The sequence below is a fragment of the Blautia sp. DFI.9.10 genome, assembly GCF_024461705.1.
Lineage (GTDB): Bacteria > Bacillota > Clostridia > Lachnospirales > Lachnospiraceae > Blautia_A > Blautia_A fusiformis.
Genome location: NZ_JANGAA010000005.1, coordinates 128,098 through 142,643, shown reverse-complemented (window position 1 = coordinate 142,643; position 14,546 = coordinate 128,098). Strand labels below are relative to the sequence as shown.

Below are 14,546 nucleotides of genomic sequence, written 5' to 3'. Positions count from 1 at the left end.
CAATATGAGCGGGGGGAAAATGATTAGGAAGCTGTTGATCTTGCTGTGTCTGTTGACATTGATGCTGAATGGCTGCGCTTCCGAAAAAACAAAGCAGACAGCTGCACAGGAAAACGATACAGAGGAAGACAGTGGTGAAAAGAAAATTCAGATCGGTCTTACAGTGGATTCTTTTGTTATTGAGAGGTGGATTCGTGACAGGGATGTATTCGTGGCAACAGCAAGGGAGCTGGGAGCGGAAGTGAATGTTCAGGATGCGGGAGCAGATACAAAAGAGCAGATCAGCCAGATTGACTATTTTATCAAGAAGCATATGGACGTGATCGTGATCATTGCCAGAGACTGCAAAGCATTATCTGAGGCTGTGGAGCGTGCCCACAATGCAGGAATCAGGGTGATCTCCTATGACCGCATGGTAAATGATGCGGATACAGACATGTATATTTCCTTTGATAACCGGAAAGTCGGAGAGATCATGGCACAGTCCATGATGGAAGCGATCCCTGATGGCGGAAAGATTTTTATGATCCAGGGCTCTGCTTCAGATAACAATGTGGACATGGTAAAAGAGGGATTTGAAGACACTCTGAAAAACAGTGATCTGAAGGTAGTTTACGAAGCCAACTGTGAGGGCTGGATCGCAGAGCTGGCAGCAGATTATGTGGAGGAAGCACTGGAAGAGTATCCTGATGTAAAGGGAATCATGTGCGGAAATGATGATATTGCCAGCCAGGTGATACAGATTCTTGCGGAAAACCAGCTTGCCGGACAGGTGATCGTGGTAGGCCAGGATGGTGATCTGGCTGCATGTCAGCGTATTGTGGAAGGAACCCAGTACATGACAGCATTTAAATCTATCGAAGATCTGGCACGCCAGGCAGCTGAATATGCGGTGAAGATGGCAGAAGAGGGAAAGATTCCGTCAGATGTGACAGATACCATGAGCGATGGAAGCTATGATATCCCGGCGAAGGTGCTGGAACCGGTTGCCGTTACAAGGGATAATATTGATGAGGTGATCATTGACGGCGGTTTCCACAGACGAGATGAAGTATATCTCAATATAGATTACGATACAGAGTAATGCAGAACAGATTGCATACCGGCATATATGTGGCAGTGAAATTCTGCAAGTAATGTGGCAGTGTATCCATATGCGCAATAATACACAATTATGACAAAAATCAATAGCAGATTTTTGGTGCAAAAATGTCTTGCCTGATGCAGGGCATTTTTCTTTTGCAAAAAAATGTCTCTGTCCTTGCCAACTATGTCCAGACAGTCCTGTGTTATAGTAACATCATCAAAGGAAACGTGATTCCAAAAACAAATAATGAAACGGAGGATTTTACAATGAAAAGAAAAATGGTATCTGCACTTCTTTGCGCAACAATGGTAGCTGGTATGGTGGTAGTTCCGGCAGCAACAGCACAGGCAGCAGACAAGAAACTGATCGGTGTTACCATGCCGACCAAGGATCTCCAGAGATGGAACCAGGATGGCGATAACATGAAGAAAGAGCTGGAGGCAGCAGGATATGAGGTAGACCTTCAGTATGCATCCAATGATGTAAGCACACAGGTTTCCCAGCTTGAGAACCAGGTAGCAAACGGATGTGACCTTCTGGTTGTGGCATCCATCGATGGAAGCAGCCTTGGCGAGCCTCTGAAACAGGCCAAAGAAAAAGGAATTCCGGTTATCTCTTATGACCGTCTTCTTATGAATTCCGATGCAGTAACCTATTATGCAACATTTGATAACTACAAAGTAGGTCAGAAACAGGGCGAGTACCTGGTAGATGCACTGGATCTTGACAATCAGGACGGACCATTCAATATTGAGCTGTTCACAGGAGATCCTGGCGATAACAACTGTAACTTCTTCTTCGGTGGTGCAATGGATGTTCTCCAGAAATACATCGATGACGGTAAGCTGGTAGTAAAATCCGGTCAGACAGAGTTCGAGCAGGTTGCTACAGCTAACTGGGACAGTGCAAAAGCACAGGATAGAATGGATACTATCATCGCAGGTAACTACTCTGACGGAACAAACCTTGACGCAGTTCTCTGCTCCAACGATTCCACAGCCCTTGGTGTTGAGAATGCACTGGCAGCTTCCTACACAGGAGAATATCCGATCATTACTGGTCAGGACTGTGACACACCAAACGTTAAGAACCTTGTAGCCGGAAAACAGGCAATGTCTGTATTCAAAGATACAAGAGCTCTTGCATCTGCAGTAGTAAAAATGGTTGACTCCATCATGAAAGGTGAGGAGCCGGAAGTGAACGATACAAAATCCTATGATAACGGAACCGGTGTCATCCCGACATACCTTTGCGATCCGGTTGTTGTTACAACAGATAACTACAAAGAGATCCTGATCGACTCCGGATACTACACAGAGGATCAGATCAAATAATCAGAATTTTTAAGAAAGAAATTTATCACATGCAGGCGGGGAATATAACCGCCTGCATGAACAGTGGAAAGGGAGGGAAATTGAGTTGGCTAAGATACTTCTGGAAATGAAAAATATCACCAAAACTTTCCCAGGTGTAAAGGCACTGGATAATGTTAATCTCCAGGTCGAGGAAGGCGAGATCCACGCACTGGTAGGTGAAAACGGTGCCGGTAAATCTACATTGATGAATGTATTAAGTGGTATTTATCCGTACGGTTCGTATGAAGGAAATATTATTTATGATGGTGAGATCTGTAAGTTTAACACTATCAAAGACAGTGAACATAAAGGAATTGTAATCATCCACCAGGAACTTGCTCTGATCCCGTACATGACCATCGGGGAGAACATGTATCTGGGTAATGAAAGAGGCAAAAGCTTTTCCATTAACTGGAATGAAACTTATGGAGAAGCAGATAAATATTTGAAAATAGTAGGACTGGAGGAATCCTCCAGAACTTTGATCAAGGATATTGGTGTAGGTAAGCAGCAGTTGGTTGAGATCGCAAAGGCACTTGCAAAGAATGCAAAGCTGCTCATTCTGGATGAGCCTACCGCATCACTGAATGAAGATGACTCCAAAGCTCTTCTGGATCTTCTTCTGAAATTCAAGAAGCAGGGAATGACCTCTATCATCATTTCCCATAAATTAAATGAAATCTCCTATGTAGCAGATAAGATCACAGTTATCCGAGATGGATCTACCATTGAAACACTGGATAAAAAGAAAGACGATTTTTCTGAGCAGAGGATCATTCAGGGAATGGTTGGACGTGAGATGACAGATCGGTTCCCGAAACGTCCAAATGTAAAGATCGGCGATGTTTCCATGGAGATTAAAAACTGGAATGTTTATCATCCGCTGTATACAGAACGTAAGGTGGTAAATAACGTATCCTTTAAAGTACATAAAGGAGAGGTTGTCGGTATTTCAGGACTGATGGGAGCAGGACGTACAGAACTGGCTATGAGTATTTTTGGCAAGAGCTATGGAACTAAAATTTCTGGACAGGTGTTCATGAACGGAAAAGAAGTGAAGCTGAATACAGTTCAGGAAGCCATCGACAACAAGCTTGCTTATGTTACAGAGGATCGAAAAGGAAACGGGCTGATCCTTTCCAAGTCCATAAAGATGAACACTACGCTTGCAAACATGTCTGGTATCAGTAATGGAAAAGTGATCGATACGGATAAAGAATACGCAGTTGCTGAGGAATACAGGAAGAAACTGAAAACCAAGTGTCCGACAGTTGAGCAGAATGTCGGAAACCTGAGCGGTGGTAATCAGCAGAAGGTCCTTCTTGCAAAATGGATGTTTGCAGAGCCGGATATTCTGATCTTGGATGAACCTACAAGAGGTATTGACGTAGGAGCCAAATATGAAATCTACTGTATCATCAATGACCTGGTCGCAGCAGGAAAATCTGTGATCATGATCTCTTCTGAGCTTCCGGAAGTGCTTGGAATGTCAGACAGAATCTATATCATGAACGAGGGCAGATTCGTAGGAGAGGTAAGTGGTGAGGAAGCTACATCTGAGCTGATCATGTCCAGGATCGTGAAGTCAGGTAAAGGAGAGTAAGAAGATGGAGAAAAAGATTAGTTTTTCAGAAATATTAAAAAAATATACCATGGTCATTGTTCTGGTATTTGTTGTGATCATGTTTTCTGTGAACACAAAGGGCGTTATGCTTCTTCCGCAGAATGTAAATAACCTGGTAGCCCAGAATGCATATGTATTTATTCTTGCAACCGGTATGCTGTTCTGTATTTTAACAGGTGGTAACATCGATCTGTCAGTTGGTTCTGTTGTATGCTTTGTTGCTGCTGTCGGTGGTAAGATGATGGTTCTCAACAGTATGAACCCGTATCTCACTATGATCGTGATGCTTCTTGTGGGTATTGCCATTGGTGCATGGCAGGGATTCTGGATCGCTTATGTACGAATTCCTCCATTTATTGTTACTCTGGCAGGTATGCTTGCTTTTCGTGGCCTTTCCAACGTAGTTCTGGAAGGACAGACCCTGGCCCCGATGCCGGATGCTTATCTGGCTCTGTTCAATAACTATATTCCGGACTTCCTTGGTGGAGGTGAAGGATTTAACAGAACATGTTTCGTAGTTGGCATTATTGTCTGCATCGTCTATGTTGCACTTGTTATGAAAAACCGTGCAGACCGTGCAAAAAAAGGCTACAGTGTTGAGTCTTTCGGTGGTGTTGCAGTGAAGATGGTTCTGATCTGTGTAGTTGTTCTTGCATTCATGTTCAGACTTGCTCAGTACAAAGGTATCCCGAATTCTCTTCTCTGGGTTGCAGTGATCATCGCAATCTATACATACATTGCTTCCAAGACTACAACAGGCCGTTATTTCTACGCAGTTGGTGGTAATGAGAAGGCAACAAAGCTTTCCGGTATTGATACGAACAAAGTTTATTTCCTTGCTTACTTGAACATGGGTCTTCTGGCTGCTATCGCAGGTATGGTGACAATGGCCAGATTGAATTCTTCCAACCCGCAGGCTGGTACAAACTTTGAGATGGATGCGATCGGTGCTTGTTTTATTGGTGGTGCTTCTGCTTATGGTGGTACCGGTACAGTTCCTGGTGTTATCATTGGTGCACTTCTGATGGGTGTTCTGAATCTTGGTATGAGTATCATGGGTATTGACCAGAATATCCAGAAGGTTGTTAAAGGTATGGTTCTTCTGGCAGCGGTTATCTTCGATGTTGTCAGCAAGAGAAAATCTTTTATCGTAAAATAATAATAGTCAGCGAATCAGGACAGCAGGTTTTCGGAGTGATCCGGAACCTGCTGTTTTTGGGTGTATATACTGTTGTTTTATGTAAGGTTATTTTGTTACTGTTCACTGGTCAATGTCATTTAGTTAATTTTCAAGGTTAGATCTTATACATGAGGTCTAACCTCTTTTTTAGTTTTTCCCTAAATAGGGGTTGACACTTCAACTCAAATGTGCGGCCGCTCTCACTACTGATTGGTTTTTAGAAGTAGTGAGAGCGGCCCTTGTAGTTAAAGAAGCATCTGCACGATGCAAATACAACTACAAGGAGATTTTTTTATGCTACAAAACCAAATCAAAACCATATTTAAAAGGGCACTGAAAAAGTCTGATTCTAAAAAAGAATTGGGCTTTTTTGTGAAAATTTCGGTCGCCCGGCAAAGGAACCAGAAATGATGTTTAAACTGCTTTTCCTGAAAAAACTGTACGATCTTTCTGACGAAGCCCTGATTAGCAGCGCCCAGACGGACATGGCATATAAATTTTTCCTTGACCTGGAACCAGAAGCAAAAATGATAGATCCCAGTCTTCTCACAAAATTCAGAAAAACTCGTATTACAGAAGATATTCTGGAAGAAATGTTAAAAGAAACCATTCAACAGGCTTTGGATAAAAATCTGATCAAATCGGGAACCATTATCGTTGATTCCACCCATACAATTGCTTCTGTCTGGGCAAAATCTCCAACGCAGATTCTGCGGGATATGAGCAAACAACTTCGGAAAGAGGTTTATAAAACAGCTTTTGAATTATCAGAGCGATTTCCTGAGAAACCCTCTTTGGAAGCAGGACTGGATGAAGAAATTGCCTATACTAGGGAACTACTCCAGGTTCTGGAGGAAGGAATAAAATCCTGTGGAAATAAAAAGATACAGAAACTTTCTCATGAAATGAAAGAACTACTAGAAGATGAGCGGCTCAAAGAGATCCGATCCAAAGATGATAAAGATGCACGGTTTGGACATAAAACGGCAACCAGTACGTTCTATGGATATAAGAATCATCTTGCGATGACTGAAGAACGTCTCATTGCGGGGATCACTGTAACAGATGGAGGAGCACCAGATGGGCAGGAATTACCAAAACTGATAGAAAACGCGAAGGAAAATGGAATAAAAGTTACAGAAGTTATAGGCGATATGGCATATGTCAGTGATGACAATCTGGAAGTCTGCGGAAAAGAGATTACATTGATTGCCAGAACCAATACAGCAGTAGCTGCTGCAGCAAACGGGAACCTTGAGGAAGGTTTCTGCTTTAATAAAGATGCTGGGATGCTGCAGTGTCCTGCCGGAGAGCTTTCCACGCGTGTAGAAAAAAGAACGGCAAAAAATGGGAATACTTATTTAAGATATATATTTAGCAAAGTAACGTGTCGGAAATGTCCCCAAAGAGAAAAATGCCGTGTAGGAAGATCAAACGCTAAAACAAGAAGCTACAGTATCACGCAAGCAAGCGAGAAAAATCTTGAAAGGCTTAAATTTGAAGAAAGCGAATATTTTCAGGAGCGAATGAAGATTCGGCACAGGATAGAAGAAAAGAATGGAGAACTAAAGGAAGCTCACGGTTTGCGTAAAGCAGATTCGAGAGGTTTATTTGCTATGCATCTGCAAATGTATTTTACGGCATTTACAGCAAATGTAAAACGAATAGTAAGATTAGATGAGCTGGCTATGGAGTAAACCATAGCTTTTTATGATTTTCCTAAGTAAAGATTTGAAAATAATATAAAAGAAAAACTTCCACTTAAGAAGAAATGGAAGTTTTTCAGTGCCCTTCAAATACAAGGGGTGTGGCACTTTTATCTGCATACACGAAACATAGTAATGTTTTATCTCCGCTTACTTTTTTTCTGAATTCCTTTCATTTTCCGTTTTGTTATGAATTGATAGTCTGTTCTGAATCCACAGGTTTCGTGGAGATCGTCAGTGATTTTCTGACGTTCATATACCGGCATGAAACCCTGTTCTTCTACATCTGCAAATTTTATGTCTTTTAAAATATGGAGCAATTGTTCTGTAGTATAAGTTCCTTTCAAAGCGCGGTTTAATAACCGGATTTGTATAGGACTGAGTGATATAAAAGGACTCGGAATTTTTTGATTTTGATGTTGTTATACGCACAATAATTACCGCTTCCACTGTTATAGTACATATCACTAAATATTACTATATAATAAAAATAAAAATTTGACAAAAAAATAAGCCTGTTTCAAGGCTTTGCGGTACTTTTTTGAATTTCAATGTGTCAAACTCCCGTGTAACAAGAAAATAAAAAAATATAAAGTTTTAGTTGTTGCCCGTTATCTTTTCTGATATAATAAGTCCAAATCTTAATACTCTGCCGTGATAAAATGTGAAACTGTCACGAAGGAGGCTAAAAGGAGAAACTACAAATGAAAGAAAAGAAAGAACGGGCCAAACGTCTGCCCACTTTTGCGGAATCGATCACACCGATCGTCGCAATGCTCCTGATCCTTACCATCGGAAAAGGCGTATTCGGCTACAGCACAGAGCCGCTTCTGATCATGGTAGCTGCAATCGCAGCATTTATCGCGTTCCGTGTAGGCATTACCTGGGATGAGATGATGGATGAGATCTGCACCAAGATCGCAAAGGGCATGCCTGCCATCCTGATTCTTGTATGTGTTGGCGCTATGGTTGGTACCTGGATGGCATCCGGTACCATTCCGATGATGATTTATTACGGCGTCCAGATCGTAAACCCGAAATTCATGCTGGTTACCGCGTTCCTGATCGAGGCAGTGGTTTCGGTTGTTACCGGTACCTCCTGGGGTTCCGTTGCAACCATGGGTGTTGCCCTGATGGGAATCGCAAGCGCCCTTGGCGTATCCCTTCCGGCTACTGCAGGCGCCTGCATCGCAGGTTCCTACTTTGGTGACAAGATGTCTCCGCTGTCCGATACCACAAACCTGGCTCCGATCGCGGCAGGCAGCACACTGTATGAGCATATCGGACATATGTTCTACACCACTGTCCCAGCAACCATCGTTTCCCTGGTGGTATATGCCATTGTTGGTATGAACGCAGATGTAAGCGCAGATATTACTTCTGACACCGTTACTACTTTATTAAGCCAGCTTTCTTCCATGTACAGCTGGAACCTGCTGATCATCATTCCGGTAGTGATCGTGCTGGGCGGCTCCCTGCTTCAGAAGCCAACCATTCCGGTTATGCTTCTTTCTACTTTTGTAGCAGGCTTGGAGAGTGTCTTCATTCAGCACGTAGCGTTAGGAGATGTGTTAAAGGCAACCGTAAACGGTTTTGATGTATCCATGATCCACCGTGCAGGATTTGACACCGAGACCTGTTCCGAGGCCGTAACCAAGCTGTTAAACCGCGGCGGTATGAACGGCATTATGAGCACCACACTTCTGGTATTCTGCGCATTCTGCTTCGCAGGTATCATGAGCCGGGCTGGCTGTCTGGATGTGGTACTCCAGAAGATCTTAAGCGTGGCAAAGAGTACCGGTGCGCTGATCACCGCAACCGTTGCAGCCTGCATTACCATGGCACTGACCACCGGTAACTCTTACCTTGCCATTCTGATTCCGGGCGAGATGTTCCGTGACGCTTACAAAGAGCGCGGGCTTGCGGCAAAGAACCTGTCCAGAACCCTTGAGGATGCCGGTACCGTAGTTGTACCGCTGATCCCGTGGTCCGCAGCAGGTGCTTACATGGCTTCCACCCTTGGCGTAGAGACTTTGGATTACCTTCCATGGGCAATCCTGTGCTACACCGGCTGGATTTTTGCAATCATCTGGGGCTTTACCGGATTTGGTATTGCCAAGCTCGATGATGAGAAGAAAAAGGAGAACTAAATACGATGTCCAGAGTGCTTTTGATTAAAAACGCGAATCTGTATGATCCGGATCCAAAAGGAATCCGTGATATCCTGATCGTAGATGAAAAAGTATTTTCTGTGGCAGAACACATCGATCCACCGGAACTTTCTGCTCCGGTGGAAGTTGTTTCTGCAGATGGAAAAATGGTAATTCCTGGTTATGTGGACCAGCATGTTCATGTGATTGGCGGGGGCGGCGCAAAGCTTCTGGTTACACGGCTTTCTTCCCTGCATGAGGAAGTGCGTGATGCTGTAAAGGCAGGGGTTCCGGTGGAAAAAGCCATCCGCATCTGCGGGGAGAACCCGGCCAGAGCCAACGGATTATTCCCGAAAAAGGGCTGCATCCGTCCGGGCAGCGACGCGGATCTTGTGATCCTGGATGAGGAATTTCTGGTAGATACGGTATTTGTCCGTGGACAGAAAATGGTGGAGTATGGAAAAGCACTGGTAAAAGGCACCTTTGAGACAGACTGACAGAAGCTTTGAAATAGAAAAGCGGAAAAGAAAGAGACAGGAGAATTGACATTATGATCAAGTTACTGAAAAACGCGAATGTGTACGCACCGGAGAAACTGGGAAAGAAAGATATCCTTATTGAGGGGGAAAAAATCCTTCTGATGCAGGATACTATTGAGGGATATGAGGGACTTCCGGGAGTGGAAACCTATGATCTGGAGGGAAAGACCGTTGTTCCGGCTTACATTGACATGCACGTGCATATCACAGGCGGCGGCGGAGAGCAGGGGCCGGCATCCCGTGTACCGGAATCCCAGCTCAGTGAATTCTTCAAAAATGGTATTACCACGGTAGTCGGACTTCTGGGAACCGATGGCGTAACCCGCAGTGTGGAAAATCTGGTCGCAAAAGCTCGCGCCCTGACCGAAGAGGGCATGACCGTGTACACTCTGACCAGTTCCTATGGTTACCCGCCGACCACCCTGACCGGAAGTGTAGAGCGCGATATCATCCTGGTTCCACCGATGATCGGTGTGAAGGTAGCGGTATCGGACCACAGAAGCTCCAACCCAGGCGGAGAAGAGCTGATCGCGCTGGCTACTGCAGCGCGCAGAGCCGGCTTACTCAGCAATACCCCTGGCCTGGTAACCATGCACATGGGTGACGGAGAGGGAAGACTGGATCCGATTTTCTATGTGCTGGATCATTCCGACGTTCCAGCCAAGAACCTGCTGCCGACCCACATCTTACGCAATCCTGGACTGATTGATGCCGGCGCGGATCTGGTGCGCCGTGGCGGCTACATTGACTGCACCGCCGGCGCCGATGATGTGGAGGTCGAATCCGATGCTCTGAAGCTCTATGAGCTGTTGCACCGCGAAGATGTGAGCCTGGATCATGTAACCATGTCCAGTGACGCGTTCGGAAGCCAGCCGCGCTTCAACGAAGAGGGCGAGTGCATTGGCCTGACCTACGCGTCCCCGAAGTATCTGCACCGTACCATCCAGATCCTGGTAAGAGAGGGCATGCCGCTGGAGGATGCCTTACAGCTTCTGACCAGCACTCCGGCCGTACTCCTTGGCAAAGAAGGAATCAAGGGCTGTGTAGCGGAAGGCGCAGACGCAGACCTTCTGGTACTGGATGAGAATCTCAACATCAACAGCCTGTTTGCCCGCGGCAAGGTCGCTGTGTGGGAGCAGGAAGTGAAGATGAAGGGCAGATTCGAGCAGTAAGGAAAAACATACAGGAGAAGGACTGTGATTGACTTATTGGTGGTGCTTCTGCTTATGGTGGTACCGGTACAGTTCCTGGTGTTATCATTGGTGCACTTCTGATGGGTGTTCTGAATCTTGGCATGAGTATCATGGGTATTGACCAGAATATCCAGAAGGTTGTTAAAGGTATGGTTCTTCTGGCAGCGGTTATCTTCGATGTTGTCAGCAAGAGAAAATCTTTTATCGTAAAATAATAATAGTCAGCGAATCAGGACAGCAGGTTTTCGGAGTGATCCGGAACCTGCTGTTTTTGGGTGTATATACTGTTGTTTTATGTGAGGTTATTTTGTCGGTTTTCGTGGTTTTATGGGGGATGTGCTTGTTTTTAGGAGAACGTTATATTATAATAAGGGCAAGTGACAGAAAATACGAAATTATGTTGTCGGGAGGCTGTAATGGGAAATACAGTAACGATCTGTTTTGCAAATAATAAGGGCGGCAGCGGAAAGTCCACCAGCTGTTCCAATGTGGGAGCGGCACTGGCCGGCATGGGTAAGAAGGTACTGATGGTAGACGGTGATATGCAGCTGAATCTTTCCCTTTCTTTTTTTTCGGAGGAAGAAGTGCTTGAGATGGCAGCAGGGGAAAAGAATCTCTACTATGCTATCGGTCATCAGTCGGATCTCAGCGATTTTATCGTGCATACGAAGTATGAGAATCTGGATCTGGTTCCGTCGTCTACGCTGATGAGCTCCGTGGAATATGAGCTTTTTACAAAATGGCAGAGAGAGTTTATCCTGCGGAAATGTCTGCAGAAGGTTAAAGATTCCGGAGTGTACGATTACATTCTCATTGATGCACCGCCTACTCTTGGCGGCTGGGTGATGAATATTTTATGTGCATCCGATTATGTTCTTGTTCCGGTAGAGGCAAGTCCGTGGGGTATGTTTGGTCTTGCAAATATGTTTGATTTCCTCAATGAAGTCAGGGAGATCGCTCCGGATTTAAAGGTTTTGGGAATCGTAGTAACCAAGGCAGATGCCAGAAAGAATTATTTCAAACAGACTATGGAAACACTGAAAGAAATGGAAGGAATCTATCTTTTCGAATCTTTTATCCGTGTAGACAGCTCCATCGAATGGTCCCAGGACAGCAGTGAACCAGTTGTGGAGTTCAAAAAAAGCAGCCGCAGCGCAAAAGAGTACATAGCATTGGCAGAGGAGGTAATGAATCGTGTCAGTAGGTAAAGCAAGCATCGCAAGAGCAGTAAATGCAGAAAAAGCATCCAAAACAGAAACAAAAACAGAGGTAAAAGAGGCTGAGGTTAAAGCAGCAGAGAAGCCGTCAGAGGTAAAAGCTGAAACAGCTGAAAAAGCGGCAGAAAAAACTACAGCAAAGAAAACAGCAGCCAAAGCTCCTGCAAAGAAGACCACAGCAAAGAAAGCAGCCGCAACAAAAACAACAGCAAAGAAAACCACTACCAGAAAAACAACAGCACGTAAAACCGCAGCAAAGAAAACAGCTGCAGCAGAAACAACAGGAACTGTAGCCCAGAACGTGATCAGCGGAGGAAACGCCGACGAACTCCAGGCCAAATTCCTCACCCCAAAGAAAGATGAGCCGGACAACAACCAGCCAGTAGGAATTAAAGACGAGCTTCCGGTTTATCTGCTGTAATCTTTGATTGAATTTTTTGAAAAGATAGTAATTGACAAATAAAAAGACTGCTATATATCTATATCACTATTGATAAGGTATACAGCAGCCTTTTATTTTGCCCTATAAAAATCTCAGTGGGACAGCGAAGCGCCTCCCTCGTATCTTTCTACATATTGTAATATGCAGCATACAATCCATTCTTCTCAAGCAGTTCAGCATGAGTGCCTCTTTCGGCGATACCCTCCTCCGTGATCACAATGATCTCATCCGCATCACGGATCGTAGAAAGCCGGTGCGCGATCGTAATGGTAGTACGATTTTTTGAAAGTTCCACCAGACTCTTCTGAATCCAACGTTCGCTTTCGTTATCCAGAGCGCTGGTGGCCTCATCCAGGATCAGGATCGGAGGATTCTTAAGGAATACACGTGCAATGGAAATCCGCTGCTTCTGTCCGCCGGAAAGGCGTGTGCCACGTTCTCCGACATAAGTGTCGTATTTATCCGGAAGCTCCATGATAAAGTCATGGATACTCGCACATTTGGCGGCTTTGATGATCTCTTCATCGGAAGCTCCGGGCTTTCCGTAGGCAATATTATCCTTGATGGTTCCATCAAAAAGATAGACATCCTGCTGTACCATACCGATCTGGCTTCGAAGGCTCTTAAGAGTCAGCCCGCGGATATCCTTTCCGTCTACAGTAATGGAACCGCCGGTCACATCATAAAATCTGGGCAGGAGAGAGCAGATCGTGGTTTTTCCGCTTCCGGAAGGTCCCACCAGGGCAATGGATTTTCCTGCCGGGATATCAATAGAGATATCGGAAAGCACAGGAGTTTCATCATCGTTGTAATGAAAAGAAACATGGTCGTAACGCACATGTCCTTTCACGTCCGTAAGCTCCGCAGCGTTGTCTGCATCCCTGATCTCGGATTCTGTTTCCATCACATCCAGGAAACGGCGGAAACCGGAAAGACCCTTCTGCATCATTTCCACAAGTTCCACCAGGATCTGGATGGGGCTGATAAAGATTCCGATATACAGGGCATACATGGCAAGATCTGCAGTCTGCATTTCACCCTGAGCAATCAGATAGCCGCCGTAAACAAGAGTTACCAGGTACATCATGCCCTGGAAGAAAAGATTGGAACTCATGAAGCTTCCCATGCAGTGATAATTATCTCTTTTGGAAACAAGGAACGCTTCATTGCTTTTCTTAAATTTGACACGTTCGATGTCCTCGTTTGCGAAGGACTGCACCACGCGGATTCCGGAAAGCGTATCCTGAAGGCTGGCATTTACATCTCCGATCTTACGACGGTTTTCCATGAAGGTTTCCTGCATTTTTGCATTCTGGCGGAAGGAAAACACAAACATTACGATCACCAGGAGGATCAGCGGCAGTGCAAGCTTCTTGTTGATGAAGACCAGGAAGATAAAAGCACCGACGATCTTTACCAGAGAGATAAAAAGATTCTCAGGACCATGATGTGCAAACTCGGAAATGTCAAAAAGGTCACTGACCAGCTTGCTCATCATCTGACCGGAATTATTCCTGCTGTAATAGGAAAAAGACAGCTCCTGGTAATGGTCAAAAAGCTCCCGGCGCATATCACGTTCCATCTTTGCACCCATCATATGTCCCTGACAGGTTACATAATATTTGCAGAGACTCTGCACAATGTACATAACAAAAAGAGAAGCTGCAATCACAGGGAGGGCATGAAGAATAATATCCTTATCCTGTGTAAAGAGAGTTTTTGTCATAGTACGAAGAATCTGGGGATAAGCAAGATCTACCAGACTGATAACGGCTGCACAGATCAGGTCAATAAAAAAGACCGCTTTGTACGGGCCGTAGTAGTGGATGAATTTCTTGATGGTATTCATCGGAAAAGTACCTCCGTTTTTATGAAATGTATAGTGTTGTCTGAGCAAAAAATATTGCTGCCGGACATTCTATGTTCATCTTATCATAAGTGAGAATAAAGTCAAGATAAGTGAATTTCTGGCCTGTTTCGTTTCTGTATACTTTCTGAGAACAGGAACTATATGGCTGCTGTTCACAGGAAATATTCCGCAAGAGATTGTTGG

10 protein-coding genes and 3 pseudogenes are annotated in these 14,546 nt (G+C 44.7%); 11 read left to right on the top strand and 2 right to left on the bottom strand.

Annotated elements, in window-relative coordinates; genetic code table 11:
• The first annotated feature begins 4 nt into the window (after positions 1 to 4).
• The 5 genes and pseudogenes from NE671_RS05115 to NE671_RS05095 all read left to right on the top strand — a co-directional run.
• Complete coding sequence (locus NE671_RS05115; protein WP_021650428.1) at positions 5 to 1,084, top strand: sugar ABC transporter substrate-binding protein; 1,080 nt, start codon at positions 5 to 7, stop codon at positions 1,082 to 1,084.
• A 308-nt stretch (positions 1,085 to 1,392) separates the two neighbouring features.
• Complete coding sequence (gene chvE, locus NE671_RS05110; RefSeq protein WP_227588556.1) at positions 1,393 to 2,421, top strand: multiple monosaccharide ABC transporter substrate-binding protein; 1,029 nt, start codon at positions 1,393 to 1,395, stop codon at positions 2,419 to 2,421.
• 85 nt (positions 2,422 to 2,506) lie between these two features.
• Positions 2,507 to 4,045, top strand: a complete 1,539-nt coding sequence (mmsA, locus tag NE671_RS05105; protein ID WP_044960730.1) for a multiple monosaccharide ABC transporter ATP-binding protein — start codon at positions 2,507 to 2,509, stop codon at positions 4,043 to 4,045.
• Positions 4,046 to 4,049: 4 nt separating this feature from the next.
• The gene (gene mmsB / locus NE671_RS05100; RefSeq protein WP_092070224.1) at positions 4,050 to 5,225 is read left to right on the top strand and encodes a multiple monosaccharide ABC transporter permease; all 1,176 of its coding nucleotides are present in this window, start codon (positions 4,050 to 4,052) and stop codon (positions 5,223 to 5,225) included.
• A gap of 389 nt (positions 5,226 to 5,614) precedes the next feature.
• Positions 5,615 to 6,943 (top strand): annotated as a pseudogene (locus NE671_RS05095) (IS1182 family transposase); the annotation flags it as partial.
• 149 nt (positions 6,944 to 7,092) lie between these two features.
• Here the strand turns inward: NE671_RS05095 and NE671_RS16165 are convergent.
• Positions 7,093 to 7,320 (bottom strand): annotated as a pseudogene (locus tag NE671_RS16165) (IS1634 family transposase); the annotation flags it as partial.
• Positions 7,321 to 7,656: 336 nt separating this feature from the next.
• Between NE671_RS16165 and nhaC the strand changes: the two are divergent.
• The 6 genes and pseudogenes from nhaC (at position 7,657) to NE671_RS05065 (ending at position 12,472) form a co-directional block, all read left to right on the top strand.
• Positions 7,657 to 9,102 carry a Na+/H+ antiporter NhaC gene (gene nhaC / locus NE671_RS05090; RefSeq protein ID WP_015526033.1) on the top strand — a complete coding sequence of 482 codons (1,446 nt, stop codon included), beginning with the start codon at positions 7,657 to 7,659 and terminating at the stop codon, positions 9,100 to 9,102.
• Positions 9,103 to 9,107: 5 nt separating this feature from the next.
• Positions 9,108 to 9,599, top strand: coding sequence for an amidohydrolase family protein (locus tag NE671_RS05085; RefSeq protein WP_015526032.1), 492 nt, complete (start codon positions 9,108 to 9,110; stop codon positions 9,597 to 9,599).
• A 53-nt stretch (positions 9,600 to 9,652) separates the two neighbouring features.
• Positions 9,653 to 10,813 carry a beta-aspartyl-peptidase gene (gene iadA, locus NE671_RS05080; RefSeq protein WP_015526031.1) on the top strand — a complete coding sequence of 387 codons (1,161 nt, stop codon included), beginning with the start codon at positions 9,653 to 9,655 and terminating at the stop codon, positions 10,811 to 10,813.
• Positions 10,814 to 10,848: 35 nt separating this feature from the next.
• A pseudogene (locus NE671_RS05075) lies at positions 10,849 to 11,049 on the top strand (sugar ABC transporter permease); the annotation flags it as partial.
• A gap of 201 nt (positions 11,050 to 11,250) precedes the next feature.
• On the top strand, positions 11,251 to 12,042 hold the full coding sequence (locus tag NE671_RS05070; protein WP_015526030.1) for a ParA family protein: 792 nt from the start codon (positions 11,251 to 11,253) through the stop codon (positions 12,040 to 12,042).
• A complete protein-coding gene (locus NE671_RS05065) occupies positions 12,029 to 12,472 on the top strand; it encodes a hypothetical protein (RefSeq protein ID WP_021650455.1) in 444 nt (147 codons plus the stop codon). Before NE671_RS05070 ends, NE671_RS05065 begins: the two co-directional genes overlap by 14 nt.
• A 148-nt stretch (positions 12,473 to 12,620) precedes the next feature.
• On the opposite strand, the gene NE671_RS05060 is transcribed toward NE671_RS05065, so the two are convergent.
• A complete protein-coding gene (locus tag NE671_RS05060) occupies positions 12,621 to 14,342 on the bottom strand; it encodes an ABC transporter ATP-binding protein (protein ID WP_256163736.1) in 1,722 nt (573 codons plus the stop codon).
• Positions 14,343 to 14,546: the final 204 nt, after the last annotated feature.

Coding starts and splice junctions, on each gene's coding strand:
- NE671_RS05070 (WP_015526030.1), top strand. CDS start 11,251: ATGGGAAATACAGTAACGATCTGTTTTGCAAATAATAAGGGCGGCAGC.
- chvE (WP_227588556.1), top strand. CDS start 1,393: ATGGTAGCTGGTATGGTGGTAGTTCCGGCAGCAACAGCACAGGCAGCA.
- NE671_RS05115 (WP_021650428.1), top strand. CDS start 5: ATGAGCGGGGGGAAAATGATTAGGAAGCTGTTGATCTTGCTGTGTCTG.
- nhaC (WP_015526033.1), top strand. CDS start 7,657: ATGAAAGAAAAGAAAGAACGGGCCAAACGTCTGCCCACTTTTGCGGAA.
- NE671_RS05060 (WP_256163736.1), bottom strand. CDS start 14,342: ATGAATACCATCAAGAAATTCATCCACTACTACGGCCCGTACAAAGCG.
- NE671_RS05085 (WP_015526032.1), top strand. CDS start 9,108: ATGTCCAGAGTGCTTTTGATTAAAAACGCGAATCTGTATGATCCGGAT.
- mmsB (WP_092070224.1), top strand. CDS start 4,050: ATGGAGAAAAAGATTAGTTTTTCAGAAATATTAAAAAAATATACCATG.
- iadA (WP_015526031.1), top strand. CDS start 9,653: ATGATCAAGTTACTGAAAAACGCGAATGTGTACGCACCGGAGAAACTG.